Annotated in this window: 23 protein-coding genes and 1 tRNA gene; 18 read left to right on the plus strand and 6 right to left on the minus strand. The window is 67.5% G+C overall.

Going from position 1 to position 23737, the window contains the following annotated elements:
• Positions 1-4: 4 nt before the first annotated feature.
• The gene (locus AC1REM_RS11260; protein ID WP_204939899.1) at positions 5-592 is read right to left on the minus strand and encodes a TetR/AcrR family transcriptional regulator; all 588 of its coding nucleotides are present in this window, start codon (positions 590-592) and stop codon (positions 5-7) included.
• Positions 593-696: 104 nt separating this feature from the next.
• Between AC1REM_RS11260 and AC1REM_RS11265 the strand changes: the two genes are divergently transcribed.
• The 5 genes from AC1REM_RS11265 to AC1REM_RS11285 are packed head-to-tail and all read left to right on the plus strand — an operon-like array spanning position 697 to position 6713.
• Positions 697-2256: a carboxyl transferase domain-containing protein gene (locus AC1REM_RS11265; protein WP_492514712.1), complete on the plus strand. Its 1560-nt coding sequence runs from the start codon at positions 697-699 to the stop codon at positions 2254-2256.
• 4 nt (positions 2257-2260) lie between these two features.
• A complete protein-coding gene (locus tag AC1REM_RS11270; RefSeq protein ID WP_492514713.1) occupies positions 2261-4225 on the plus strand; it encodes an acetyl/propionyl/methylcrotonyl-CoA carboxylase subunit alpha in 1965 nt (654 codons plus the stop codon).
• The gene (locus AC1REM_RS11275; protein ID WP_492514714.1) at positions 4222-5367 is read left to right on the plus strand and encodes an acyl-CoA dehydrogenase family protein; all 1146 of its coding nucleotides are present in this window, start codon (positions 4222-4224) and stop codon (positions 5365-5367) included. The genes AC1REM_RS11270 and AC1REM_RS11275 overlap by 4 nt, the downstream gene beginning before the upstream one ends.
• Before the next feature lie 27 nt (positions 5368-5394).
• Positions 5395-5898 (plus strand): MaoC family dehydratase, encoded by a 504-nt coding sequence (locus AC1REM_RS11280; protein WP_492514715.1) that lies wholly within the window; start codon positions 5395-5397, stop codon positions 5896-5898.
• Positions 5899-5903: 5 nt separating this feature from the next.
• On the plus strand, positions 5904-6713 hold the full coding sequence (locus AC1REM_RS11285; protein WP_492514716.1) for an HpcH/HpaI aldolase/citrate lyase family protein: 810 nt from the start codon (positions 5904-5906) through the stop codon (positions 6711-6713).
• A gap of 9 nt (positions 6714-6722) precedes the next feature.
• On the opposite strand, the gene AC1REM_RS11290 is transcribed toward AC1REM_RS11285, so the two are convergent.
• Both AC1REM_RS11290 and AC1REM_RS11295 read right to left on the minus strand, forming a co-directional pair.
• Positions 6723-7331 (minus strand): histidine phosphatase family protein, encoded by a 609-nt coding sequence (locus AC1REM_RS11290; protein ID WP_492514717.1) that lies wholly within the window; start codon positions 7329-7331, stop codon positions 6723-6725.
• A complete protein-coding gene (locus AC1REM_RS11295; RefSeq protein WP_492514718.1) occupies positions 7328-8191 on the minus strand; it encodes a Sir2 family NAD-dependent protein deacetylase in 864 nt (287 codons plus the stop codon). The genes AC1REM_RS11290 and AC1REM_RS11295 overlap by 4 nt, the downstream gene beginning before the upstream one ends.
• 120 nt (positions 8192-8311) lie before the next feature.
• On the opposite strand from AC1REM_RS11295, the gene AC1REM_RS11300 reads away from it, so the two are divergent.
• A complete protein-coding gene (locus AC1REM_RS11300; RefSeq protein WP_492514719.1) occupies positions 8312-9118 on the plus strand; it encodes a TrmH family RNA methyltransferase in 807 nt (268 codons plus the stop codon).
• On the opposite strand, the gene AC1REM_RS11305 is transcribed toward AC1REM_RS11300, so the two are convergent.
• The gene (locus AC1REM_RS11305) at positions 9119-9946 is read right to left on the minus strand and encodes an SGNH/GDSL hydrolase family protein (protein WP_492514720.1); all 828 of its coding nucleotides are present in this window, start codon (positions 9944-9946) and stop codon (positions 9119-9121) included.
• A 127-nt stretch (positions 9947-10073) separates the two neighbouring features.
• Between AC1REM_RS11305 and AC1REM_RS11310 the strand changes: the two genes are divergently transcribed.
• The 4 genes from AC1REM_RS11310 to AC1REM_RS11325 all read left to right on the plus strand — a co-directional run bounded on the left by AC1REM_RS11310 (position 10074) and on the right by AC1REM_RS11325 (position 15322).
• Entirely contained in the window at positions 10074-11813 is a 1740-nt protein-coding gene (locus AC1REM_RS11310; RefSeq protein WP_492515476.1) for a DEAD/DEAH box helicase, read from the plus strand.
• A gap of 108 nt (positions 11814-11921) precedes the next feature.
• Positions 11922-13013, plus strand: a complete 1092-nt coding sequence (locus AC1REM_RS11315; RefSeq protein WP_492514721.1) for a VIT1/CCC1 transporter family protein — start codon at positions 11922-11924, stop codon at positions 13011-13013.
• Positions 13014-13064: 51 nt separating this feature from the next.
• Positions 13065-13895 (plus strand): alpha/beta fold hydrolase, encoded by an 831-nt coding sequence (locus tag AC1REM_RS11320; protein WP_492514722.1) that lies wholly within the window; start codon positions 13065-13067, stop codon positions 13893-13895.
• Complete coding sequence (locus tag AC1REM_RS11325) at positions 13892-15322, plus strand: diguanylate cyclase domain-containing protein (RefSeq protein WP_492514723.1); 1431 nt, start codon at positions 13892-13894, stop codon at positions 15320-15322. The genes AC1REM_RS11320 and AC1REM_RS11325 overlap by 4 nt, the downstream gene beginning before the upstream one ends.
• Positions 15323-15402: 80 nt before the next feature.
• Here the strand turns inward: AC1REM_RS11325 and AC1REM_RS11330 are convergent.
• Positions 15403-15485, minus strand: a tRNA-Leu gene (locus AC1REM_RS11330).
• Between the two features lie 109 nt (positions 15486-15594).
• Between AC1REM_RS11330 and AC1REM_RS11335 the strand changes: the two genes are divergently transcribed.
• Positions 15595-16896 (plus strand): M20/M25/M40 family metallo-hydrolase, encoded by a 1302-nt coding sequence (locus AC1REM_RS11335; protein WP_492514724.1) that lies wholly within the window; start codon positions 15595-15597, stop codon positions 16894-16896.
• A gap of 43 nt (positions 16897-16939) precedes the next feature.
• On the plus strand, positions 16940-17764 hold the full coding sequence (locus AC1REM_RS11340) for an undecaprenyl-diphosphate phosphatase (protein ID WP_492514725.1): 825 nt from the start codon (positions 16940-16942) through the stop codon (positions 17762-17764).
• A 59-nt stretch (positions 17765-17823) separates the two neighbouring features.
• On the opposite strand, the gene AC1REM_RS11345 is transcribed toward AC1REM_RS11340, so the two are convergent.
• Entirely contained in the window at positions 17824-18675 is an 852-nt protein-coding gene (locus AC1REM_RS11345) for a PAC2 family protein (RefSeq protein ID WP_492514726.1), read from the minus strand.
• Positions 18676-18783: 108 nt separating this feature from the next.
• Here AC1REM_RS11345 and AC1REM_RS11350 point away from each other — a divergent pair, with 108 nt between their 5' ends.
• The 6 genes from AC1REM_RS11350 to tatA are packed head-to-tail and all read left to right on the plus strand — an operon-like array spanning position 18784 to position 23730.
• Positions 18784-19479: an HAD family hydrolase gene (locus AC1REM_RS11350; RefSeq protein ID WP_492515477.1), complete on the plus strand. Its 696-nt coding sequence runs from the start codon at positions 18784-18786 to the stop codon at positions 19477-19479.
• Positions 19476-20495 (plus strand): tRNA (adenine-N1)-methyltransferase, encoded by a 1020-nt coding sequence (locus tag AC1REM_RS11355; RefSeq protein ID WP_204939915.1) that lies wholly within the window; start codon positions 19476-19478, stop codon positions 20493-20495. Before AC1REM_RS11350 ends, AC1REM_RS11355 begins: the two co-directional genes overlap by 4 nt.
• Positions 20496-20504: 9 nt before the next feature.
• Positions 20505-21470 (plus strand): FKBP-type peptidyl-prolyl cis-trans isomerase, encoded by a 966-nt coding sequence (locus AC1REM_RS11360; RefSeq protein ID WP_492514727.1) that lies wholly within the window; start codon positions 20505-20507, stop codon positions 21468-21470.
• The gene (locus AC1REM_RS11365; protein WP_492514728.1) at positions 21470-22459 is read left to right on the plus strand and encodes a helix-turn-helix transcriptional regulator; all 990 of its coding nucleotides are present in this window, start codon (positions 21470-21472) and stop codon (positions 22457-22459) included. The genes AC1REM_RS11360 and AC1REM_RS11365 overlap by 1 nt, the downstream gene beginning before the upstream one ends.
• The gene (locus tag AC1REM_RS11370) at positions 22456-23427 is read left to right on the plus strand and encodes a helix-turn-helix transcriptional regulator (protein WP_492514729.1); all 972 of its coding nucleotides are present in this window, start codon (positions 22456-22458) and stop codon (positions 23425-23427) included. Before AC1REM_RS11365 ends, AC1REM_RS11370 begins: the two co-directional genes overlap by 4 nt.
• A gap of 45 nt (positions 23428-23472) precedes the next feature.
• Entirely contained in the window at positions 23473-23730 is a 258-nt protein-coding gene (gene tatA / locus AC1REM_RS11375; RefSeq protein ID WP_492514730.1) for a Sec-independent protein translocase subunit TatA, read from the plus strand.
• Positions 23731-23737 lie beyond the last annotated feature (7 nt).

Raw genomic sequence — 23737 nt, forward strand, 5'->3', positions numbered from 1 at the left:
CCCCTCAGGCGAGCAGAGCGGCGCTGGCCATGCGCGATAGCACGTTCGCCGTCGCTCTGCTCGCGCGCGTCGTCGCACTCGTGCTGTGGGGTGTCGAGTTGATGAGGCCGAAGCACGCCTGCACACGCAGGCGACGCGCGGAGCGGTCCTCGGCGACGAGGGGCTCGATCGCGCGGATCCACATCTCGATGTACTCGCGCTGCAGATCACGGACGGCCGCGTAGTCCTCGTCGCGCAGATGTGCGGCGTCCTGATCCTGCACGCGGATCACATCGGGGTGGCCCAGGGCGAAGTCGACGTGGAATCCGATGAGCGCCTCGACGCGGGCGGCGGGCTCGGTGTGCGCATCGATGACCTCGCGGCCGCCGTCGCGCAGCTTCTGACTGACCTGGACCAGCAGGGCGCCGAGAAGGGCCTGCTTGCCGGCGAAGTGGCGATAGACGGCCGGCCCGCTGACGCCGACGGCGGCACCGATCTCCTCCAGGCTCACCGCGGAGAAACCGCGAGCTGCGAAGAGCCGGGCGGCCTCGCGCAGCAGGGCGGTCTGACGGTCTTGTTTCGCGCGCGATCGGGGAGTGGACACCCTTGTCATTTCAGTTAACCCTCGCTAACCTGAAGTCGTCAGTTAATGAAGACTAACCAGTTTCGTCTCTAATCTCTACCTTCGGGTGGCGGTGAGTCAAGGAGGACCACAGGATGACGGATGCTCCCACGCAACGCAGTCTCGCAGAGGCATTGCGTGCGCGACTCGAACATGTCGCGGAAGGGGGCCCACAGGCCGCCAGGGACCGTCATATTGCACGGGGAAAGCTTCTTCCTCGTCATCGTGTGACACGACTCCTCGATGAGAACAGCCCCTTCCTCGAGATCGCACCGCTCGCTGCCGACGGAATGTACGACGACGAGGCGCCTGCGGCGGGGATGATCACCGGGATCGGCCTCGTGCACGGACGGCCAGTGATGGTGATCTGCAACGACGCCACCGTCAAGGGCGGAACGTACTTCCCCATGACCGTGAAGAAGCATCTTCGCGCCCAGGAGATCGCCTGCGAGAACCGCCTTCCGTGCGTCGCCCTCGTGGACTCCGGCGGTGCCTATCTGCCGATGCAGGACGAGGTCTTCCCAGACCGAGAGCACTTCGGGCGCATCTTCTACAACCAGGCGCAGCTGTCTGCCGCCGGGGTGGCGCAGATCGCTGCGGTTCTCGGCTCCTGCACCGCCGGAGGCGCATACGTGCCGGCGATGAGCGATGAGACGGTCATCGTGAAGGAGCAGGGCACGATCTTCCTCGGCGGACCGCCGCTCGTGAAGGCCGCGATCGGCGAGGTCGTCACTCCCGAGGCGCTCGGCGGCGGAGAGATGCACGCCCGGGTGTCCGGTGTCGTCGACCACCTGGCCGATGACGATGAGCATGCACTCGAGATCGTGCGCTCCATCGTCGCAACGCTTCCGCCGCCGCTTGCGCCGGCCTGGGAAGTGCTTCCGGCGCGCGCGCCCGACGAGGGCGGAAGTCTGTACGACGTCGTCCCCGTCGACGTGAATGCCGCCTACGACGTCCACGAGGTCATCGACCGGCTCATCGACGGCGGATCGTTCTCGGAGTTCAAGCGGGACTACGGTGCCACCCTCGTCACGGGCTTCGCACGGCTGCACGGGCACCCGGTCGGGATCATCGCCAACAACGGCGTGCTGTTCTCAGAGTCCGCGCAGAAGGGCGCGCACTTCATCGAGCTCTGCGATCAGCGCGGCATCCCACTGCTGTTCCTTCAGAACATCACCGGATTCATGGTCGGCACGGAGGCCGAATCCGGTGGCATCGCCAAGCACGGGGCGAAGATGGTCACAGCCGTCGCGACGACGCGCGTACCGAAGCTCACGGTCGTGATCGGCGGCTCCTTCGGTGCGGGCAACTACTCCATGTGCGGACGGGCATACTCACCGCGGTTTCTGTGGACCTGGCCCGCGAGCAGGCTCTCGGTCATGGGCGGAGTGCAGGCTGCCTCCGTCCTCTCCACCGTCAAGGACGACCAGCTCAGCGCACGCGGCGAGACGTGGACGTCGGAGGAGCGTGCGGCCTTCGAAGCCCCGATCCGCGCCGGATACGAGACCCAGGGGGAGCCGTACTACGGCACCGCGCGACTGTGGGACGACGGGATCGTCGACCCCGACCAGACGCGTGACCTCCTCGGACTCGCCCTCGACGTGATTTCCCGCAGTCCTCTTCCGGAGCCGCGCTTCGGACTCTTCCGGATGTGACCCGATGACCCACACACCTCCCTTCGACACCGTCCTCGTCGCGAACCGCGGGGAGATCGCCCGTCGTATCATCCGAACCCTGCGCGCTCTCGGCATCCGCAGCGTCGCGGTCTACAGCGAGGGGGATGCCACGGCACCCCACGTGCGGGAGGCGGATGTCGCCGTGCGCCTCGGCCCCGATCCGGCCACGTCGTCGTACCTGCGGATCGATGCGGTTATCGCGGCTGCGCAGATGAACGGCGCGCAGGCGATCCACCCGGGCTACGGTTTCCTCTCGGAGAACGCGGCTTTCGCGGATGCCTGCGCGGCGGCCGGGATCGTCTTCATCGGCCCCTCGGCGACAGCGCTCGAGATCATGGGCGACAAGGCGACCGCACGCGCTCATGTCCTGGCTCGGGGCGTCCCCGTCGCTCCCGGATTCTCCGCTGTCGGCCTCCGCGACGAGGAGATCGCCGCCCGTGCTACGGATGTCGGGTATCCGCTCCTCGTGAAGCCGTCGGCCGGTGGCGGTGGCAAGGGCATGGAGATCGCGCAGGATGCCGCGACGCTGCAGACGGCACTCGACTCCGCGCGCCGGGTTGCCGCGGCCGCATTCGGCGACGACAGCCTCGTGCTGGAACGACTGGTCGCGCGTCCCCGCCACATCGAGGTGCAGGTCTTCGGTGATGAGCACGGCACCGTGATCGCACTGGGGGAACGCGAGTGCACGCTGCAGCGCCGGCATCAGAAGGTGATCGAAGAGGCGCCGTCGGCGGGACTCCCTGCTGCGACGCGCGACGCCCTCCTCGCGCAGGCGGTGCGAGCCGCCGAGAGCGTCGACTACGTGGGCGCGGGCACAGTGGAGTTCCTCGTCGACGCCGATGATCCCGCGACGTTCTTCTTCATCGAGATGAACACGCGCCTGCAGGTGGAGCATCCCGTGACAGAGGAGGTGACCGGGCTGGACCTGGTCGAACTGCAGCTTCTCGTCGCGGCTGGTCTTCCGCTGCCGGAGCGCGCGACCACACTCATCACGCAGGGACATGCCGTCGAAGCACGCGTCTACGCAGAGGCCCCGGCGCGCGGATTCCTTCCGTCACTGGGAGAGATCCTGGTGTTCACGGCACCGGCGGGTGTGCGTGTGGATTCGGCGGTCGAGACCGGCAGTACTGTCTCCGGCGCCTACGACCCGATGATCGCCAAGATCATTGCGCACGCGCCTGACCGACGCATTGCGTTGGAACGTCTGGATGCGGCTCTCGCGCAGACCGTCGTGCTGGGGGTCGACACGAACATCGCCTTCCTCCGACAGCTCTGTCAGAACGAGCGGGTGCGGGAAGGAGACATCGACACCGGGCTCATCGAGACCCTGCTGCCGATCGCGCCGTCCGCAGCCGCCGCCGCCATGCTCGTCGCCGCCGCAGGAGTGACGAGCGGAGCACCGTCGAGCACGCATGTCTCCGGCCTGTGGGCGGAGCGGCCCGGGTGGCGGCTCGGCCGCGCGGAACCGCGAGCCGCACGCTGGTTCCGCACAGATAACGATGAGGTCTTCGAGGTACCCGACAACGGGGATGCATCAGGAGCCACGGCGGCCGTGGACGCGGATGGCGCTGTCTGGGTGAGCGCCGCAGGCGACAGCATCCGCCTTCGTCCGATTGATCGCGCGGGACGATTCCGTCTGCGCCGAGCCGCCATGACCCAGCAGGACGCCGCGCATGACCCGCTCTGCCGGGCGCCGATGCCCGGAACGGTCGTCGCTCTGCATGTCAGCGACGGTGCCGTCGTGCGCACAGGAGATCGGCTCGTCTCCATCGAGGCGATGAAGATGGAGCATCCCGTCCTCGCACCACATGACGGGACAGTCTCCCTGCTCGTCGCCATCGGCGATCAGGTGCGTCGGGAGCAGTCCGTCGCCCGCATCGTCGCCACCGAAGAAGCATCCGCCTCAGACCCCGAGGCCTCCGACTCTCATAAGGAGCACCTGTCATGAACGATCTCTCCGCCGAAGAACGCGAGCTCGCCGGCCTCGTCCGTGAGTTCGCCGACACCGTCGTCGCACCGCAGTCCTACGAGGCCGACCGCACGCACACCCTGTCGATGGATGTCGTGCGGCAGATGGGGGAGATCGGTCTCTTCGGTCTTCCCTTCCCGGAGGAGTACGGCGGGCAGGGCGGAGACTACTTCGCGCTCTGCCTCGCCATCGAGGCACTGGGCCGTGTGGACCAGTCCATCGCGATCACCCTCGAAGCGGGCGTGAGCCTCGGGGCCATGCCGATCTTCCGTTTCGGCACGGAGGAGCAGAAGCAGGAGTACCTTCCCGATCTCCTCGCCGGACATGCGCTTGCAGGCTTCGGCCTGACCGAACCCGAAGCAGGCAGTGACGCCGGCGCGACCCGTACGACCGCACGCGAGGACGGCGGCGAGTGGGTGATCGACGGTACGAAGCAGTTCATCACCAACTCCGGCACTCCGATTACGCGCTTCGTGACGGTCACTGCGGTGACCGGCCAGCAGGACGGACGCAAGGAGATCTCCACGATCATCGTGCCGAACGGCACCCCGGGCTTCACCGTCGAACCGGCCTACGACAAGGTGGGGTGGAACGCGTCCGACACGCACCCCCTGACGCTCGACGGTGTGCGTGTCCCGCAGGAGAACCTGTTGGGCGTGCGCGGCGAGGGTTTCCGCAACTTCCTCAGCATTCTCGACGAAGGTCGCATCGCGATCGCGGCCCTCGCGACCGGCGCTGCGGAGGGATGCCTCGAAGAGGCGACCCGCTACGCCCAGAGTCGGACGGTTTTCGGCGCGGCGCTGAGCACCCGACAGAATGCGCAGTTCACACTCGCCCGCATGGCAGCCCGCGTGCACACCGCGCGACTGGCCTGGCATCATGCAGCACGACTTCGCGACGCGGGGGAGCCGTTCGCCGTGGCATCCGCGATCGCCAAACTCGTCGCCGGGGAAGCCGCCATGGACAATGCGCGAGACGCTACGCAGATTCTCGGTGGGAACGGCTTCATGAACGAGTTCGCGGCCGCCCGCCACTACCGGGACTCCAAGATCCTGGAGATCGGCGAGGGCACGACCGAGGTGCAGCTGCTCGTGATCGCACGGGCCCTGGGCGTGGCCTGAGGCGAGGGGAGCGCTACCGTGGAGAACGTGAACGCGCAGGCAGAAACCGCAGGTCCTGACATTGTGCAGCGTGGACTCTACTTCGAGGAGTTCGTCGTCGGCGCGCGCTACCTGCATCGGCCAGGGCGCACCGCGACGGAGGCAGACAACGTGCTGTTCACCACTCTCACCATGAATACGCAGGCGCTCCACCTGGATGCCGCCTTCGCGTCGACGCAAGGGCCGTACAGAGAGCGCCTGATGAACTCGATGTGGACGCTGTCGACCATGGTCGGCGCGTCTGTCGCTCAGCTCACGCAGGGCACGCTCGTCGCGCAGCTCGGGCTCGGGGACGTGCGCTTTCCACACCCGGTTCTGCACGGTGACACCCTCTACACCGAGAGCGTGATCACCGAGAAGCGCCCGTCGGCCTCGCGGCCAGGGCAGGGGATCTGCACGATCGCACACACCGGCCGCAACCAGGATGGCACGGTCGTGGCCACCGCGAGTCGCACTGTTCTCGTCCTCTGCAGTCCCGATCCCGGAAAGTGATGCCGATGTCTCCCTCCTTCTCCCTGGGACCCGCGCTGCTGTTCTGTCCCGCAGATCGTCCGGAACGGTACGCATCCGCGCTCACAAAGGCCGATGCGGCCATCATCGACCTCGAAGACGCTGTGCTGCCCGCCGCGAAGGCAGCGGCACGCCGCGCGCTCGTCGACGCAGACCTCGACCCCGACCGCGTGATCGTTCGCGTCAACGGCACCGACAGCGATGAGTTCGCTGCCGATCTCGCCGCCCTCGCGGAGACGCGGATCCGCACGGTCATGGTCGCGAAGGCCGAGGATGCGTCTGCGCTGGACGCGTTCGGCGTACGCTACGACCTCATCGCACTGTGTGAGACGGCGCGCGGTGTGCAGGCAGCGCCGGAGCTGGCGCGGCATCCGCGGGTCGCTGCGCTCATGTGGGGTGCGGAAGACCTTGTCGCCTCTCTCGGCGGAACGTCAAGTCGTGATGCGGACGGTCGCTACCGCGACGTCGCTCGCGTCGCGCGGGCCCAGGTGCTGCTCGCGGCAGGTGCGGCGGGAATCGCCGCGATCGATGCCGTCCACCTCGATATCGGCGACGTCTCCGGTCTGGCAAGGGAGGCGGCGGACGCGGCGGCGTCCGGATTCGGCGCGACCGCGTGTATCCATCCGCAGCAGGTGGCCGTCATCCGAGCGGCCTACCGGCCGGATCCGCAGCTCGTGACGTGGGCCCAGGGGGTCTTGGCCGCCGCAGAGGGGGAGAGGGGCGTCTTCCGCTACGACGGGCGGATGATCGATGAGCCCGTGCTCCGTCATGCGCGCTCGATCCTTCAGCGCGCATGACGGCGCCGTCTAGACCCCGATGAGCTCTTCGGATTGCCCGAGATCCGAAGCCAGCAGGTGCACGCCGGCGGTGTCCGCGACGAACCGATGCACCGAGCCGTTGAGCAGTCGGCTGCCGTGTGCGGGGATCGTGCCCTTCGAGGCATGATGCACGAGCGACCGGATGAGTCCGCCGTGCGTCACCACGATGAGGCGCGGTGCGCGTGGGGCGGTCTGGGCGCGGGCGCGGCGGGCGAGGTCGTCGAGCGCTGTGAGTGCACGCTCGCGCACCTCGTCGAAGCTCTCAGCTCCGGGAACCTCTGCATGCCAGTCGCCGTAGCGATCGAGGAACTCCTCGACCAGAATCCCCTCCGCCTCGCCGAACGCGCGTTCGTGCAGGGACGGCGCGATCACGGGGGCAGGAAGCGAGAGTTCGCTCGCGATGACCTCCGCGGTCTGCTGCGCCCGCAGCAGCGGACTTGTGATGACGGCATCGAACGTCTCGCCGCGCAGAGTGTCGGCGGCGCGACGTGCGTCAGCGAGACCCGTCTCGTTGAGCGGGATATCGGTGAGTCCCTGGATGCGGCGGTCGAAGTTCCAGGCCGTCTGGCCGTGGCGGACGAGAGCGAAGAAGGTCACTCCTCGACCCTACTCAGCGCAACCGGAGTGGATGATGTGAACACCCGCGCCATCGCCGGAAGGACTTCGCTCGTACCAGCCGCGATCGTCAGCGCCGCCCACGTGTCGACGCGCGTCGGCTCATGGTTCACGATCACGATCGGCAGGTCTCGCCGGCGCGCCCGCTCGGCGAAGCGCACCCCGGAGTTGACGACCAGAGACGTCCCCGCGATGAGGAGCGCGTCGGACGCCCTGAGCAGCGACTCCGCCGTGCGGAAGCGGGAGAGCGGAATCGTCTCTCCGAAGAAGACCACGTCGGGTTTCAGCATTCCCCCGCAGACGGTGCACACCGGCACCAGGAATCCGTCGGTGGCTTCGGGGACCACATCGCCGTCGGGACCCAGAGGGATGTCGTCCGCCGCGGCCAGCCACGGGTTTCTCGCGTCGATCTGCGCGGCGACACTCTCTCGATCAAACACCTGTCCGCACTGCAGGCAGTACACGCGTCGACCCGTGCCATGTAGTTCGATGACACGCTGACTGCCGGCCTGCAGGTGCAGACCGTCGACGTTCTGCGTCATGACGCCGGTCACGGCACCCGCACGCTCGAGCACTGCGAGCGCGCGGTGCCCCGCATTGGGGTGCACGGCGCTGAAGCGGCGCCAACCGAGGTGGCCGCCCATCCAGTAGCGGCGACGCGCCGCATCCCCGCTCAGGAAGTCCTGCACGGTCATCGGGCGGCGGGGAACTCCCGCGGCACCCCGATAGGTCGGGATCCCGGAGTCCGCGGAGATCCCGGCGCCCGTGAGCACCGCCGTGCGGCGATCGGCCAGCAGATCGATGGCGCGAGCGACCTGTTCATCGATGTCGACCGATTCCATCGCGCGCCGCTCCCTCCGGTGCTCCGCACGTGCGCGCGGTGCACTCTCAGCCTAGAGCGGCATGGCAGAGTGGAGGCCGGTGTCGCAGAACCCACGTCACCGCATCGCTGAGAGGTCCTCATGCCCGTCGTCACCATCGAAGACCCGGACGATTCGCGTCTGGACGACTTCCGCAATCTCACCGACACGGCCCTTCGGCTGCGCAGTGAGCACGTTGACGGGCTCTACATGGCGGAGTCGACCAAGGTCATCGCTCGCGCTGTCGCCGCAGGCCACCGTCCGCGGGTGGTCATGGTTCAGGAGCGGCGGCTCGCTGATGTCCGCGAGATCGTCACGGATCCGCAGGTGCTCATCGCAGTGGTGCCGGATGCGGTCGCGGAAGCTGTCACGGGTTTCGATGTGCACCGAGGTGCGCTCGCTTCGATGCAGCGCCTCGCGTTGCCCAGCATCACGCAGGTGACGCAGGGTGCCCGACTCATCCTGATCCTCGAGGATCTGATCGAGCATCAGAACGTCGGTGCGGCCTTCCGCGCCGCCGCTGCCCTCGGAGCGGATGCGGTGCTGATCTCCGCACGCTGCGCGGATCCGCTCTACCGGCGGAGCGTCCGGGTCAGCATGGGCACGGTCTTCCAGGTGCCGTGGAGCCGCTTCACGTCCTGGCAGCAGCTGCGTGACGAGCTTCCCACGGTGCAGATCGCTGCCCTCGCGCTCCGGGAGGACGCGGTCACGCTGGAGGAGTACGCGCCTCAGCGGGCGGAGCGGGTCGCTCTTGCGCTCGGCACCGAGGGAAACGGACTGAGTGCGGAGGCCCTCGAGACGGCGGATGTGGTCGTGACCATTCCCATGTACGGCGGCGTGGACTCGCTCAACGTCGCCTCGGCGGGTGCAGTCGCGCTCTGGGCGCTCCGCCACCCGCCGGCGCCGTAGTCAGTCCTGCTCGAGACGCAGCACGGGCATCGGGTCGGGGCGCTTGGCCTCGACGAAGTCGCCGGACGATTGATGACGGAGGCGTCGCAGCACCCACGGAACGAGGTGCTCACGCGCCCAGGCGACATCGTTGCCGCGCGCCTCACGCCAGGTGCGCACGGGCAGCGGATCCGGCGCCATCGCCTGAAGGTCATTGGGGACGTTGAGCGCACGCAGCACCATGCGGGCGACCTCATGGTGCCCGAGGGCGTTGAGATGCAGACGGTCGTCCGCGAAGAACCGTGGATCCTGGATGACCTTGAGGCCCCACTGATCGGCCACGATGCAGTCGTGCCGGTCGGCGATCGCACGCACGTTCTCGTTGTAGATGGCGACCTTGCCGCGGAACGGGCGGAAGACCGGGGTGAAGCCCGTGTCGATTCCTGTGAAAAGCACGACCGCGGCGCCCGTGCGCGAGAGGCGCGTGACGGCGTCGTCGAGCATCGTCGCGATCTCGTCGGGGTCGGTTCCGGGGCGAATCACGTCGTTGCCCCCGGCGCAGATCGACACGAGGTCGGGGTTGAGGGCGACAGCCGGTTCGATCTGTTCGTCGCTGATCTGGCCGATCAGCTTTCCGCGGACGGCGAGGTTGGCGTAGGCGAAGTCGTCGACCTGTGACGCGAGCACCTCCGCGACGCGATCCGCCCAGCCGCGCTGTCCGCCGGGGGCGGAGGGCTCGGGGTCGCCGATGCCCTCGGTGAACGAGTCTCCGACGGCGACGAAGCGCCGCCACGGGTGCGGGGTGTCGTTGGCGACGAATGGGGTGCGTGGTGCTTCCTGACCGGTCATCGGCAAGCCTCCTCGGGGCGTTTTCGCGGTGCGAGGGTGCCCGGACCGCGCCCACGAGCCTACCCTCTGAGGAGGGCCGCTCGACAGGTTCGTCGGTTGTCCGACGCCTCGTCTATCGTTGATGACGATGCTTTCTCCGTCCTTCCCCCAGCGCGCCCCGTGGGGTACTGCAGACAAGCTGAGGGCCTGGCAGAGAGAGGCGCTCGACGCGTACTTCCAGGCTGATCAGCGTGACTTTCTGGTTGCGGCGACCCCGGGTGCAGGAAAGACGACCTTCGCTCTGACCCTCGCGGTGGAGCTGCTTCGGATCGGCGAGGTCGACCGTGTGATCGTGGTCGCTCCGACCGAGCATCTCAAGACCCAGTGGGCGGACGCCGCGGCCCGAGTCCACATCCGTCTGGACCCGCGTTTCCGGAACAACCATTCGATGCCCGCCCGGCAGTACCACGGCGTCGTCGTGACGTATGCGCAGGTTGCTGCGAAGTCCTACGTCCACCGGGTTCTGACAGAGTCTGCCAAGACGCTCGTGATCCTCGACGAGGTCCACCACGGTGGTGATGCGTTGAGCTGGGGTGACGCGATCCGCGATGCTTACGGCCCTGCGCGGCGTCGCCTGCTGCTGTCGGGAACGCCGTTCCGCAGCGACACCGCTCCCATTCCCTTCGTCGAGTATCTGCCCGACGAGTCCGGCGCACGCGTGTCGAGCACGGACTACCGCTACGGCTACGGACGCGCACTCGCCGACGGCGTCGTGCGACCGGTGCTCTTCCACATGTACTCGGGCAAGATGCGCTGGCGCACGAGCGCCGGCGACGAGCTCGAGGCGCACCTCGGGCAGGACAACACCAAGGACGTCAACTCCCAGGCGTGGCGCACGGCGCTCGATCCGGCAGGGGAGTGGATGCCCGCGGTGCTCTCCGCCGCCGACCGACGTCTGACCGAGATCCGTCACCATGTGCCCGATGCGGGTGGTCTGGTCATCGCCACCGACCAGACCGCTGCGCGTGCCTATGCCGTCCTGCTGCGCGAGTTGACGGGCGAACGGGCGACGGTCGTGCTCTCCGACGAGGCCGAGGCGTCGTCACGCATCGAGCAGTTCAGCGCGAACACGAGCCGCTGGATGGTCGCGGTGCGGATGGTGTCCGAAGGTGTCGATGTCCCGCGACTCGCCGTCGGCGTGTATGCGACGTCCTCCTCGACGCCGCTGTTCTTCGCACAAGCCATCGGCCGGTTCGTGCGAGCACGTCGTCGTGGTGAAGCAGCCAGCGTGTTCCTGCCCAACGTGCCGGTGCTGATGACGCTCGCGAACGAGATGGAGAAGCAGCGCGATCATGCGCTCGATCGTCAGACCAAGGACGACGACGGTCTCGAGGACTCGCTGTTGGACGCGGCCAATCGTGAGGACGACGCATCCGATGCCCTGACTGAGGAGTTCAGTTATCAGGCGATCTCCTCACTCGCGCACTTCGACCGCGTCGTCTTCGACGGCAAGGACTTCGGACAGCTCGCCGAACCCGGCACACCCGAAGAAGAGGAGTTTATCGGGTTCCCCGGTCTTCTCGAGCCGGAGCACGTCCACGAACTGCTCATGCAGCGCCAGGCGCGACAGGGCAAGCTCCGTGCCGCCCGTGAGGCGACAGATCCGGCGCCGACGACGACCCTGCCCGAGCCGCTGCACCGCACGCTGCGCGAGCAGCGGCAGCTGCTGAACAGTCTGGTCGGCGTCTACGCGCGCCAGACCGGCGATCCGCACGGGGCTGTCCACGCCGAGCTACGCCGCCTCTGCGGAGGACCCGCCGTCGCACAGGCAACTGTCGCGCAGCTGCAGGCGCGAATCGACCTGCTCCGACGCCGCGTCCGCAGCTGATCGGTGGTTCCTTCGGAACCCCGAAATGCTGTCAATCCGACTCCGGATGGGGTCCGCGCGGTGAGCGTTCACTAGCGTGGAACAGTTGTCCGCATCCTGGAGGTCCCGATGAATCCGCCTGCCACCCCGACGCCGTCTGATCGGCGCCGCTGGGCACGCTACCTGGTCGAGGAGCGCGCCGAACGGCGCGTGTACGAGCGCCTCGCAGAGCGTCGCGAGGGCGAGGAACGCGAGATCCTGCTCTCGCTCGCAGAGGCCGAGCGCCGTCACGAGCAGCACTGGCTCGAACTTCTCGGTGAGGAGCCTGCGCGCCTGCCGAAGGCGGGACTCTCCTCGCGGGTGCTGGGGCGGATGGCCGGCAGGTTCGGATCGATCTTCGTCCTCGCTCTGGCGCAGAGCGCCGAAGCGCGCTCTCCCTATGACGCCGAGATCTACGCCACCCCCGCGATGCGCGCCGATGAGAAGGTGCACTACGAGGTCGTGCGGGGATTGGCCGCCCGTGGGCGCCGACGACTCTCCGGCTCGTTCCGCGCCGCCGTGTTCGGGGCGAACGACGGGCTCGTGAGCAACCTGGCACTCGTGATCGGCATCGGCGCGACGGGCGCGAGCTCCGCCTTCGTTCTGTTCAGCGGCATTGCCGGCCTTCTGGCCGGCGCGCTCTCCATGGGAGCGGGCGAGTTCGTCTCGGTGCGCTCCCAGCGAGAGCTTCTCGCGGCGACGGAGGCAGATGGCGCTGCGGAACTGCGGGCGGGTGACCTCGACATCGATGAGAACGAGCTCGCCCTCGTCTACCGGGCACGCGGCGATGATGAGACGCAGTCCTTGGAGCGCGCGCGACGCGTCGTCGCAGCGGCCAAGGCGGGTGCCCGGAGAGCCGCGACGGGTCCCGTACGCACGCACGGTGTCGGCGTGGCGGAGGTCGTCGGCAGTGACTGGGGCGCCGCAGCGTCGAGCTTCCTTCTCTTCGCATCCGGGGCGATTATCCCCGTGCTGCCGTGGATCTTCGGGCTGGACGGCGCGACTGCTGTCATCCTGGCTCTTGTCCTCGTGAGCGTCGCCCTCTTGACGACGGGAGCCGCTGTCGGCATCCTCTCCGGGGGTCCGCCCTTGCAGCGTGCTCTGCGCCAGTTGGCGATCGGCTTGGGCGCGGCCCTCATCACCTACGGCCTGGGGTTGATCTTCGGCGTCGACGTCGCCTAGTCACGCACGCGCCGATAGTCTCGAATCACGATCCGAGCGAGAGGGCACCCCGTGAGCACACCCCCCGTCAGTGTTTCCAACGATGCATCGGCGGCTGTCATCGCCCGCAACGCCGTCACCGTCCTGGGTGCTGCGGATGGCCCCACTCTCGTGTTCGCCCACGGATACGGCAACGAGCAGTCCGCGTGGCGTCGCATCGCGGAGCGCTTCGCAGAGACCCACCGAGTCGTCCTCTTCGATTACGTCGGCTCCGGCCGCAGCGATCTGCGCGCGTACGACGAGAGGCGCTACGACTCGCTCGAGGGATACGCCGACGATCTGATCGAGGTGATGGATGCTGTCGAGGCGAAGGATGCTGTTCTCGTCGCGCACTCCGTCAGCGGCATGATCGCGGCGTTGGCCTCGATCCGTCGCCCGGATCTCTTCCGTCGCATCATCATGGTCTGCCCCTCGCCGCGCTATGTCGATGATGGCGACTACATCGGCGGATTCAGCCGCGAGGATGTGCTCGGGCTTCTCGGGGCGATCGAGGCGAACCAGCCCGCCTGGGCGGCCTCTCTCGCTCCCGCAGTGACGGCACGCGACGACCGCCCGGATGTCGTGGACCGTGTCCGTGGCTTCTTCGCCGCGACGCCCGAACGGGTGGCAGTGCACTTCGCGCGTGTCGTGTTCTTCAGTGACGTGCGCCATCGCCTCCGCGAGATCACGGTGCCCGTCACGATCGTCCAGTCTCAGGGCGACATCATCTGCCCCCCGCACATCGGCGGGTACCTGCGCGATCACGTTGCCGGCAGTGAGCTCGTGTCGCTCGACACGGCCGGGCACTTCGTCCATCTGACGGAGCCCGATCTCGTCGTCGAGCTGATCCAGGATCGGCTGTGACCGACGACCACACTCACACGGGGCTGTCGCATGACCTGCTGGACGCCGCGCCCGTCGCCATCCTCACGATGGAGCTTCGGGGAACGATCCTCGCGCACAATGCCCCCACCGCGCGATGGCTCGGCGACGAACAGGGACTGATCGGCAGCAACCTCGTCGATCTGTTGACACCCGCATCACGGCTCCTCTACGAGACGCAGGTCGTGCCGCGCCTGGTGGAGACGGGGCACGTGCGGGCGCTTACGCTGGAGGTGCGTACGCGTGCAGGGGAGCGGCGACCCATGCTGGTCAATGCGAACCTGCGCGAGCGCGACACACCCACGCCCGTCGTCCACATCGCCGCGTTCGATGCGACCGCGCGGGTCGCGTTCGAACAGGAGCTCGTTCAGACCCGCCGTGAAGCCGCCGTCGCGCACCGTGCCCTGACGCTGTTGCAGGAGGCGACGAGCCGGCTCGCACTTGCAGGCGGAAGTGACGATCTCGGCGCGATCCTCGTTGACAGTGCCGGAGCCGCCCTTCAGGCGCGCTGGACGGAGGTGCGCCTGCGGGAGAGCACAGGCGTTGATGCTATCTCCGCCGCGACGCTCCGACGGTGGGGACAGGCGCCGCCCAGCGTGGGAGTTGCACCGGACGAGGCGTTCTCTCCCGACACTCTGATCTGCCGTGATCTCACCGAAATCGCGGCAGAGATGCCCCAACAGGCCACGGCCCTCAGGGTGGATGGCGTGGAGGCACTCCTCGCCGTCCCAATCACGCGTGAGGGGCAGGACGGGTCAACCGTGCTCGGCGACATCCGGTGCTGGTTCGGCCGACCGCGCACCCTCGGAAGAGAGGAGATCGAGACTCTGCATGCGCTGGCTGCGCAGGCAGAACGCGTTCTTGAGCATCTGAGACTGCAGGATCGCCTGCGACACATCGCGCTGCATGACGCCCTCACCGGTCTTCCGAATCGAATGCTGTTCCAGGACCGCCTCGCTGAGATCCTTGCGCGCAGCGCGACGAACGAGGAGCCCTGCGCGGTTCTCTTCATCGATCTCGACGGCTTCAAGCAGATCAACGACGCGCGCGGTCACGGGGTGGGGGATGAGGTGCTGCGCACGGTCAGCACACGCCTGCGGAGGGCATGCCGTCAGAACGACGTCATCGCGAGACTCGGCGGCGACGAGTTCCTCATCGTGCTCGAGGCTATGACGCTGGAGGATTCGCGGAATCTGGCGGAGCGCGTGCGTGCAGCGGTGCGGATGCCTCTCGAGGGTCCCGCCGAGGGGATGCCACTCTCGGCAAGTGTGGGCGTGCTCGGCTGGAGTCCGCGCGACGGTGCGCGCGTCCCGAGTGCGACGGAGTTCATCGCTGCCGCAGACGCACTCATGTACGAGGTGAAACGTGATGGCAAGGACGGCGTGCAGGCCCGCGAGTGGAGCGCATAGAAGCCAACGCCAGCCCTAGGAGCAAGAGCCTCTGCGGAAGCGAAGAAGGCCGGTTCTCTCGAACCGGCCTTCTTGATCTGTGCGCGGAGGGGGACTTGAACCCCCACGCCCTTGCGAGCACTACGACCTCAACGTAGCGCGTCTACCATTCCGCCACCCGCGCAGATCTTTTTCGTTGTTTCCAACGAAGATCGAGATTAGCACGATCTCCGAGGCGTCACGAACCGGGTCGCACGCCCGGGCGCGTCGCCACGATTCGATAGCCTGGGGCCATGCCTGACTCTGCGTCCGAACTGCCCGAAGTCGTCCGTGTCGCCGCTGACCTCATCCGGTTCGACACCTCGAATTTCGGCGGCGGCAACGCCAAGGGCGAGCGGGAGGCCGCAGAGTACGTCGGCGCCTACCTCGAGTCGCTCGGTCTCGTCCCGTCCTACTTCGAGCCTGTCCCTCGGCGCACGAACGTCATGGCGCGGGTGCCAGGACGCAATCGCGACAAGCCGGCGCTCGTGGTGCACGGGCACCTCGATGTCGTTCCGGCGATGGCCGACGACTGGAGCGTCGACCCCTTCGCGGGCATCGTGCGTGACGGCATGCTCTGGGGTCGCGGGGCCGTCGACATGAAGAACATGGATGCGATGATCCTCACGGCCGTCGCTGACCTGCTGCGCGCGGGGGAGCAGCCCGAGCGTGACCTGATCCTGGCGTTCTTCGCCGACGAAGAGAACGGCGGGGTCGAGGGCTCGGCGCTCGTGGTTCGCGAGCGACCGGAGTGGTTCGCAGGTGCGACAGAGGCGATCAGCGAGGTCGGCGGCTACTCGATCTCCGTCGACGGGCACCGCGCGTATCTCCTGCAGGTCGGCGAGAAGGCGCTCTTATGGATCCGCCTCGTCGCCCGCGGTCGCGCCGGGCACGGCAGCCGACTGCACCCCGACAACGCCGTGACGCGGCTGTCTGAAGCCGTCGCGGCCATCGGACGGACGCACTGGCCGGTGCGGCTCACGGACACGACGCGACAGCTGCTCGAGGGGCTCAGCGCGCTTTCCGGGCGTTCCTCGGAGGATCCAGATGCCCTGGCGTCCGCCGCCGGGCCCGCAGAAGCTTTCCTTCGTTCCAGCTTCCGCACCACGACGAACCCGACAGCCCTGACGGCCGGGTACAAGCACAACGTGATTCCCGAGCGCGCCGAGGCGCTCATCGACGTGCGTGTGCTGCCCGGCACCGAGGATGCCGTTCTCGCTCAGCTGCAGGAGATCGTCGGCGACGACATCGAGATCGAGATCGTCGTGCGCGACATCGGCATGGAGACCCCCTTCACAGGCCCGCTGGTCGACGCCATGGTGGCCGCCCTCGACCGCCATGACCCCGGAACCCCGGTCATTCCGTATCTGCTGGGTGCGGGTACCGACAACAAGGCGCTCTCTGCCATCGGCATCACCGGCTACGGCTTCGCGCCGCTGCGGCTGCCCGCAGAGCTCGACTTCACCGGGATGTTCCACGGTGTCGATGAGCGAGTTCCCGTAGACTCACTGGTCTTCGGACAGCAGGTGCTGGCGGATCTCTTCCGCACCTACTGATCACGAGTTCTCTCTCGTTCCCTGACAGAAGGTTTCTTCACGCATGCACCTGTTCGAAGCGCTCCTCCTCGGCATTGTGCAGGGGCTCACCGAGTTCCTGCCGATCTCGTCCAGCGCACATCTGCGCATCCTGGGGACCTTCCTGCCGTCCGCCACCGACCCGGGCGCGGCTTTCACTGCAATCACGCAGATCGGCACCGAAGCCGCCGTCGTCGTGTTCTTCTGGCGCGACATCGTCCGCATCGTGAGGCACTGGTCTCTGTCACTGGTCGGGAAGATCCCGCGCAATGACGCGGACGCGCGCATGGGATGGCTGATCATTATCGGCAGCATCCCGATCGTCGTGCTCGGGCTGCTCTTCCAGGACCAGATCGAGACGGTCTTCCGATCGATGTGGGTCGTTGCGACAATGCTGATCGCGTTCGGCATCCTGCTGGGAATCGCAGACTACGTCGGCGCCAAGCGTCGCGCACTGAACCAGCTCACAGTTCCGCACGGCATCGCCTTCGGTTTCGCACAGGCACTTGCCCTGGTGCCCGGGGTCTCCCGCTCCGGCGGAACGATCACGATGGGGCTGTTCCTCGGGTACGAGCGCGCCGCGGCGGCTCGCTACGCCTTCCTGCTCGCGATCCCCGCCGTGTTCGGCTCCGGCTTCTACCAGCTGTTCAAGAACCTCGACGAGACGCCGGTGTTCAGCGCCGGGGAGACGCTCGCCGCGACCGGCATCGCCTTTGTGGTCGCGCTCGGCGTGATCGCGTTCTTCATGAACTGGATCTCCAAGCGCAGCTTCCTGCCGTTCGTCATCTACCGGGTGCTGCTCGGTGGCGTGCTGCTGGTGCTTCTCGCGACAGGAGCCATCGCGCCGTAACCGACGCGCAGACGACACGCAGAGTGCCTCCGACGAGATCTCGTCGGAGGCACTCTGCGTCAACGCCGCTTGTCGGGGCCTGGCCCCTCACCGTCCCGGCGCAGATAGCGTTCAAATGCCTGCGCGATCGCGTCGCCTGAAGCATCCGGGGAATCCCAGGTGTCGCGCGTCTGCTCGAGCTGGCGGATGTAGTCCGCCATGTCTTCGTCTTCGGCCGCCGCGGCGTCGATGGACGCCTCCCAGGTGGCGGCATCGGTGCGGAGCGTGCCGCGAGGAACGTCGACACCCGTGACCTCGTGCAGGCGGTCCAGCAGCGCGAGCGTCGCCTTGGGGGACGGCGTCGCGGAAGCCACGTAGTGCGGCACGCTCGCCCAGAGACTCGCCGAGGGGATGCCCCCCTGCTCGGCGGAGTGCTCGAGAACGCTCAGAATCCCCACCGGCCCTTCGTAGAGTGAACGCTCCAAGGTCAGCGACTCGCGGACCTCTTCGTTCGTGCTCGCGGAGAAGACGGAGATGGGCCGGGTATGCGGGACGTCCGAGAGCATCGCACCGAGCGTCACGAAGCCCGTCACGTCGTCGCGCAGACAGATGTCGATGAATTCTGCGGAGAAGGCCTGCCATGCGCGGGCAGGCTCGACGCCCGTCAACAGCCAGAGCTCGGTGCCAGGACCAGGCTCTGCCGGACGCCAGAGCGACGCGCCGGGCCACTTGAGTTCACGAGACCCGCTGGCCGCGAACCCGATGGACGGACGGGTGTACTGATAGTCGTAATACAGCTCGGGGTCGATCGTGTGCACGAGCTCGTACTCGACACTCTCGCGCAGCATCGTCACGGCCGCCGTGGCGGCCTCGCCCGCATCGTTCCAGCCGTCGAAGGCGGCGACGACGATCCGGGATCCGAGAGCGTGCACGTGAGTCCTTCCCTGACGACGGTTGCGTCATTGGTCATCCCAGGCTAGCCGCCAGCGCTCGCATGCGGGCGTGCGTCTGGCCACGGCTACGATGGTGAAGTGATTGAGATGCCGCGCGCGGTCCTGTGGGACATGGATGGAACCGTCGTCGACACCGAGCCCTACTGGATGGCCGCCGAGACGACGCTGATCGAATCCTTCGGAGGCACCTGGTCACACGAACAGGCGATGCAGCTCGTCGGAAACGGGCTGGAAGACAGTGCTCGTCTTCTGCAGGCCGCGGGCGTGCGGATGGGTGTCACCGAGATCGTGGACCACCTCACCGACGAAGTTCGCCGGATGCTCACCACACGCGGTGTGCCGTTCCGCCCGGGCGCGCAGGAGATGCTTCGCGCGCTCCGCGCCGCGCAGATTCCCACCGCTCTCGTCACGATGTCGCTGCGCCGCATGGCCGTCGACATCGTCGCGCTCATGGACTTCACGGCGTTCGACCTGATCGTCGGCGGAGATGACGTCGAACGACCAAAGCCCTTCCCGGATCCCTATTTGCAGGCCGCGCGCACGCTGGGGGTCGACATCGTCGACACCGTCGCGCTCGAGGACTCGCCGACCGGCGTGCGCTCCGCATCTGCCTCGGGTGCCGTGACCATCGGCGTCCCGCATATCGTCGCCCTGGACGGCTTCGGTGCGGATGTCCTCTGGCCAAGCCTTGCCGGTCGCACGGTCGACGACATCGCCGCAGAATTCACCGCGCACCGCCGCGCGGCATCCTTCGCCCCCTCTACGACAGGAGACCTCGCGTGACCGACCAGCGCCCCAGCGGCCCCTTCCGTGAAGGTGACCGCGTCCAGCTGACCGGCCCCAAGGGCAAGCTGCACACGATCACCCTGCGCGAAGATGGCGAACTCCACACGCATCATGGAGTGCTCTTTCACCGTGACCTGATCGGCCAGCCCGACGGATCCGTCGTCGCCAACAGCAGCGGTCACGAGTACCTGGCGCTGCGTCCGCTGCTGCGTGACTTCGTCATGTCGATGCCGCGTGGCGCGGCGATCGTCTATCCGAAGGATGCTGCCCAGATCGTCACGCAGGCCGACATCTTCCCGGGTGCTGTGGTCGCGGAGGCCGGCGTCGGCTCCGGCGCCCTGTCGCTGTCGCTCCTTCGTGCGATCGGCACGAACGGGCGCCTCGTCTCCTTCGAGCGTCGCGAGGACTTCGCTGAGGTCGCACAGGCGAACGTGGAGACGTTCATGGGCGGACTGCCCGACACCTGGAGTGTCGTGGTCGGCGATCTCGCCGATGAGCTGCCCCGGCAGTTCGAGGACGGCACGGTCGACCGCGTCGTGCTGGACATGCTCGCACCCTGGGAGTGCATGGACATGGTCGCCGACGCTCTCACCCCCGGCGGCGTGGTGCTGTGCTACGTCGCCACCGCGACACAGCTCTCGCGCGTCGCCGAGTACATCCGCGGTACGGGACTCTTCACGGAGCCGCTGGCATCCGAGACGATGGTGCGCGGTTGGCATGTGGAGGGCCTCGCGGTCCGCCCCGATCATCGGATGGTCGCGCACACGGGCTTCCTGATCACCGCTCGTCGCCTGGCGCCGGGCGCGGTGCCGCCCGAGGTCAAACGACGCGCCTCGAAGTCGAGCTATGGCGACGACGATGTCGAGAAGTGGACACCCGGTGCCGTGGGCGACCGTGAGATCACCGACAAGAACCTCCGCAAGCGCGTGCGCGACGCCCAGAAGGCAGCGGACGGCGCACGTGTCGCCGCCTCCGCGCGGGGTGGCGCGGACGACATCAGCACAGACGAATAGACTGACGGGGTGCGTAAGACTTCTGCCGCCCTGATCACTGTCAGCCTCACCGCCCTCGCCCTCACCGGGTGCACGGCGGCACCGTCGTTCGAAGGGGCATCCTGCGAACGTGCGACCGACAGTCATGTCGCTTCGCTGGCGACCGTGACCGGGGATCTCGGCACCGAGCCGAAGGTGACGCTGCCGACGCCCGTGCTCATCAATGAGTCGAGTGTGAGCGACCTGATCGTCGGCGAGGGCCGCGCGATCACGACGGCTGACCAGCTCGTCGCCCTCGATGTCGCGCTGTACGCCGGTGATTCCGGTGAGCTCATCGTGGCCACGGAGTTCAACGGAGACCTGTCGCGCCTGTCGAACATCGACTCCTGGGCTCAGCAGATCCCGGGGATCGCGACGGCGCTTGAGTGCGCGACCGAGGGGTCGCGCATCATCACCGGGATATCCCCGGAGGATTTCGGCGCCGAGGCATCTGCCGGATTCAACCTGGGCAAAGACGAATCCGTCGTCGCGGTCATCGACGTTCTGAAGGTGTACCTGCCGCACGCCGAAGGCTCGTTGGAGTTCAACGGCGCGCTGGGTCTTCCGACGGTGGTCCGGGCTCCCGACGGCCGCCCCGGCATCATCGTTCCGGATGCCGATGCGCCGGAGGAGCTCGTCGTGCAGACGCTCATCAAGGGTGACGGCCCTGTCGTCACCGGCGACGAACCGCTGCGCGTGCACTACACCGGTGTGACCTGGGCGGGCCGCGAGGTCTTCGACAGCTCATGGGACAGCAACGCCAAGCAGTTCGATCTGACCAGCGTCATCCCCGGCTTCGCCGAGGGGCTGAAGGGGCAGACGGTCGGGTCGCAGGTGCTGATCGTGATCCCGCCGGCGCTCGGCTACGGTGAGCAGGAGCAGGCGGGAATCCCCGCGAACTCCACCCTGGTGTTCGTTGTCGACATTCTCGGCACAGATTCTCCCGCAGGGCAGTAGTGGCTGAGCGGATCCCGGCGGAGGAGCGCCTCACGAACCTCGTGGTGGCGCTGATGGCCACGGAGATCGGCCTCACCAAGCAGCAGATCGTCGACAGCGTCTCCGGCTACCGTCAGCGATTGGAAGCGGGCGTGAGCACGGTCGCGCTCGACAAGATGTTCGAACGCGACAAAGACGAGCTACGCGCCCTTGGCATGCCGATCGAGACGATTGGCGAGTTCTCCGACCCGAACGACCTTCGCGAGGCGCGCTACCGCATCCCGAAGTCCGAGTATGATCTTCCGCTCGACATCGAGTTCACGCCGGCTGAACTTGCAGTCCTGCGCCTTGCAGGAAGCGTGTGGAGCGAGGGGTCGATGTCTGACGACGCGCGGGCCGGAGTGCGCAAGATCCGCGCACTCGGCATCGACGTGGACGAGCCGATCATCGGCTTCGCACCCCGCATCGCCGCCCGCGAGTCGGCCTTCGCGCCGCTGCAGCAGGCTCTCGACCGCAGTGTGGAGGTCGAGTTCGACTATCTCAAGCCGGGGGAGGATGCTCCACGCGCACGCCGGGTGCTGCCGCTGGCCCTCCTCGAGTTCGAGGCGCGCTGGCACCTTTTCGGCCGCGATCTCAACGCCGACGCGGAGCGCACCTATCTGCTCACCCGCATCGTCGGAGATGTGAAGGTCACGTCGCGCGCGCATTCCTCCGCGTCACAGGAGGGCGCGGGCGATCGCGCACGTTCGGGGCTGGAGGCGGTCGCCGCGGCACACTCGGCGCTGCTGGAGACGACTCCCGGCACCGAGGCGGACCTCCGTCTCGCCCGGCGGGCAACCCCCGCGTCACAGGGGGTGCGCGTGCCGTACGTCGATCTGCACATCTTCGCGGATGAACTCGCGTCTTACGGTCCTGAGGTCCGCGTCGTCGAACCGGCCGAGCTTCGCGACGCCGTCATCAGCCGGCTGCGTGAGGTTGTCGCCGCTCACACGGAGGGTGGGGAACAATGAGCGCGCGCAAGCCCCTGCTCACCGCCGACCGTGTCCGCGCGTATCTGACGCTTGTCCCGTATCTGCTGGAGCGCGGAGAGGTCTCCCTCGCCGAGGCTGCCGCGGACTTCGAGATCTCCGTCGACGAGATGCGCCGTATGGTGCAGAAGCTCACGGTGATCGGGCTTCCCGGGGATGCCGGCTACTGGCAGCCACCGCAGGAGCTTTTCGATATCAACTGGGACCTGCTGGAGGAGCAGGGGATCATCGAGATCACGAACGACGTTGGTCTTCGCCGCGCTCCGCGTCTCACCTCCAGGGAGGCAGCCGCGCTGCTCGCGGGACTTCAGCTGACCGCATCACTGCCCACCGTCGCCGACTCGGAGCTGGTGTCCGGTCTCATCGCGAAGCTCTCTCGCGGTGCCGGCGCCCGCCCGTCTGAAGTGATCGTCGCCCCCGGACCGGTCGACGATGTGCGCACTCTCGTCTCGCAGGCGCTGAACGCGCAGCGCGCGATCTCCTTCACCTACCGTGCGCCGGATGCGACACCGACGACACGCACGGTCGATCCCGTGAAGGTCCTGATCTCGGATGGCCAGTGGTATCTCCAGGGATGGTGTCATCTGCGCCGGGCGATGCGCACGTTCCACCTCGACCGTGTCAGCGAGGTGACGATGACGGATATCCCGATCGCTCACGCGGGCGATCCTGTGCCAGATCTGTTCGCGACGGCGGCGGATGATGACGAGGCGACGTTGCGAATGCCCGCGCCCCTCGCTCCGCTGCTGGGAGAGTTCCTGGATCAGGCGGAGGTCGAGGTCCACGAGGGGATGCTGACGGCCCACGTCCGGGTGGGGGACCCTGCGCGACTGCGACGGCTCGCAGCCCGTTTCGGGGGTCAGCTCGAGGTGCGTACGCCGCGTGCTGCGCGGGTAGCTGCCCGAGAGTGGGCTCTCGCCGGACTCGCGCTCTACGGCGAACCCGAATGACCTGTCAGGTAGACTGACGTCGACTTCGATCTGAGGGAGAAAATCATGTTCGCAGGCCTCAACGGATGGCACCTGGTCATTCTCCTTGCCGTCATCCTCCTGTTGTTCGGTGCAGCCAAGCTTCCCGCGCTCGCGAAGAGCATGGGCCAGTCGGCTCGCGTCTTCAAGGGTGAGATGAAGGCGATGAAGGAAGAGGACGCCGCCGCGCAGGCGAACGCCACTCCCGCTGCGCCCGGTGACACCACCGACGGGTCGACGACACCCGGGCAGAACCCCGCACCTGGCACTGATCGCGCCAGCTGACGAGAGT

It is taken from the genome of Microbacterium sp. GW823-FHT02G05, assembly GCF_058797175.1.

Coding starts and splice junctions, on each gene's coding strand:
- AC1REM_RS11260 (WP_204939899.1), bottom strand. CDS start 592: ATGACAAGGGTGTCCACTCCCCGATCGCGCGCGAAACAAGACCGTCAG.
- AC1REM_RS11265 (WP_492514712.1), top strand. CDS start 697: ATGACGGATGCTCCCACGCAACGCAGTCTCGCAGAGGCATTGCGTGCG.
- AC1REM_RS11270 (WP_492514713.1), top strand. CDS start 2,261: ATGACCCACACACCTCCCTTCGACACCGTCCTCGTCGCGAACCGCGGG.
- AC1REM_RS11275 (WP_492514714.1), top strand. CDS start 4,222: ATGAACGATCTCTCCGCCGAAGAACGCGAGCTCGCCGGCCTCGTCCGT.
- AC1REM_RS11285 (WP_492514716.1), top strand. CDS start 5,904: ATGTCTCCCTCCTTCTCCCTGGGACCCGCGCTGCTGTTCTGTCCCGCA.
- AC1REM_RS11295 (WP_492514718.1), bottom strand. CDS start 8,191: ATGGAATCGGTCGACATCGATGAACAGGTCGCTCGCGCCATCGATCTG.
- AC1REM_RS11300 (WP_492514719.1), top strand. CDS start 8,312: ATGCCCGTCGTCACCATCGAAGACCCGGACGATTCGCGTCTGGACGAC.
- AC1REM_RS11305 (WP_492514720.1), bottom strand. CDS start 9,946: ATGACCGGTCAGGAAGCACCACGCACCCCATTCGTCGCCAACGACACC.
- AC1REM_RS11310 (WP_492515476.1), top strand. CDS start 10,074: ATGCTTTCTCCGTCCTTCCCCCAGCGCGCCCCGTGGGGTACTGCAGAC.
- AC1REM_RS11315 (WP_492514721.1), top strand. CDS start 11,922: ATGAATCCGCCTGCCACCCCGACGCCGTCTGATCGGCGCCGCTGGGCA.
- AC1REM_RS11335 (WP_492514724.1), top strand. CDS start 15,595: ATGCCTGACTCTGCGTCCGAACTGCCCGAAGTCGTCCGTGTCGCCGCT.
- AC1REM_RS11340 (WP_492514725.1), top strand. CDS start 16,940: ATGCACCTGTTCGAAGCGCTCCTCCTCGGCATTGTGCAGGGGCTCACC.
- AC1REM_RS11350 (WP_492515477.1), top strand. CDS start 18,784: ATGCCGCGCGCGGTCCTGTGGGACATGGATGGAACCGTCGTCGACACC.
- AC1REM_RS11370 (WP_492514729.1), top strand. CDS start 22,456: ATGAGCGCGCGCAAGCCCCTGCTCACCGCCGACCGTGTCCGCGCGTAT.
- tatA (WP_492514730.1), top strand. CDS start 23,473: ATGTTCGCAGGCCTCAACGGATGGCACCTGGTCATTCTCCTTGCCGTC.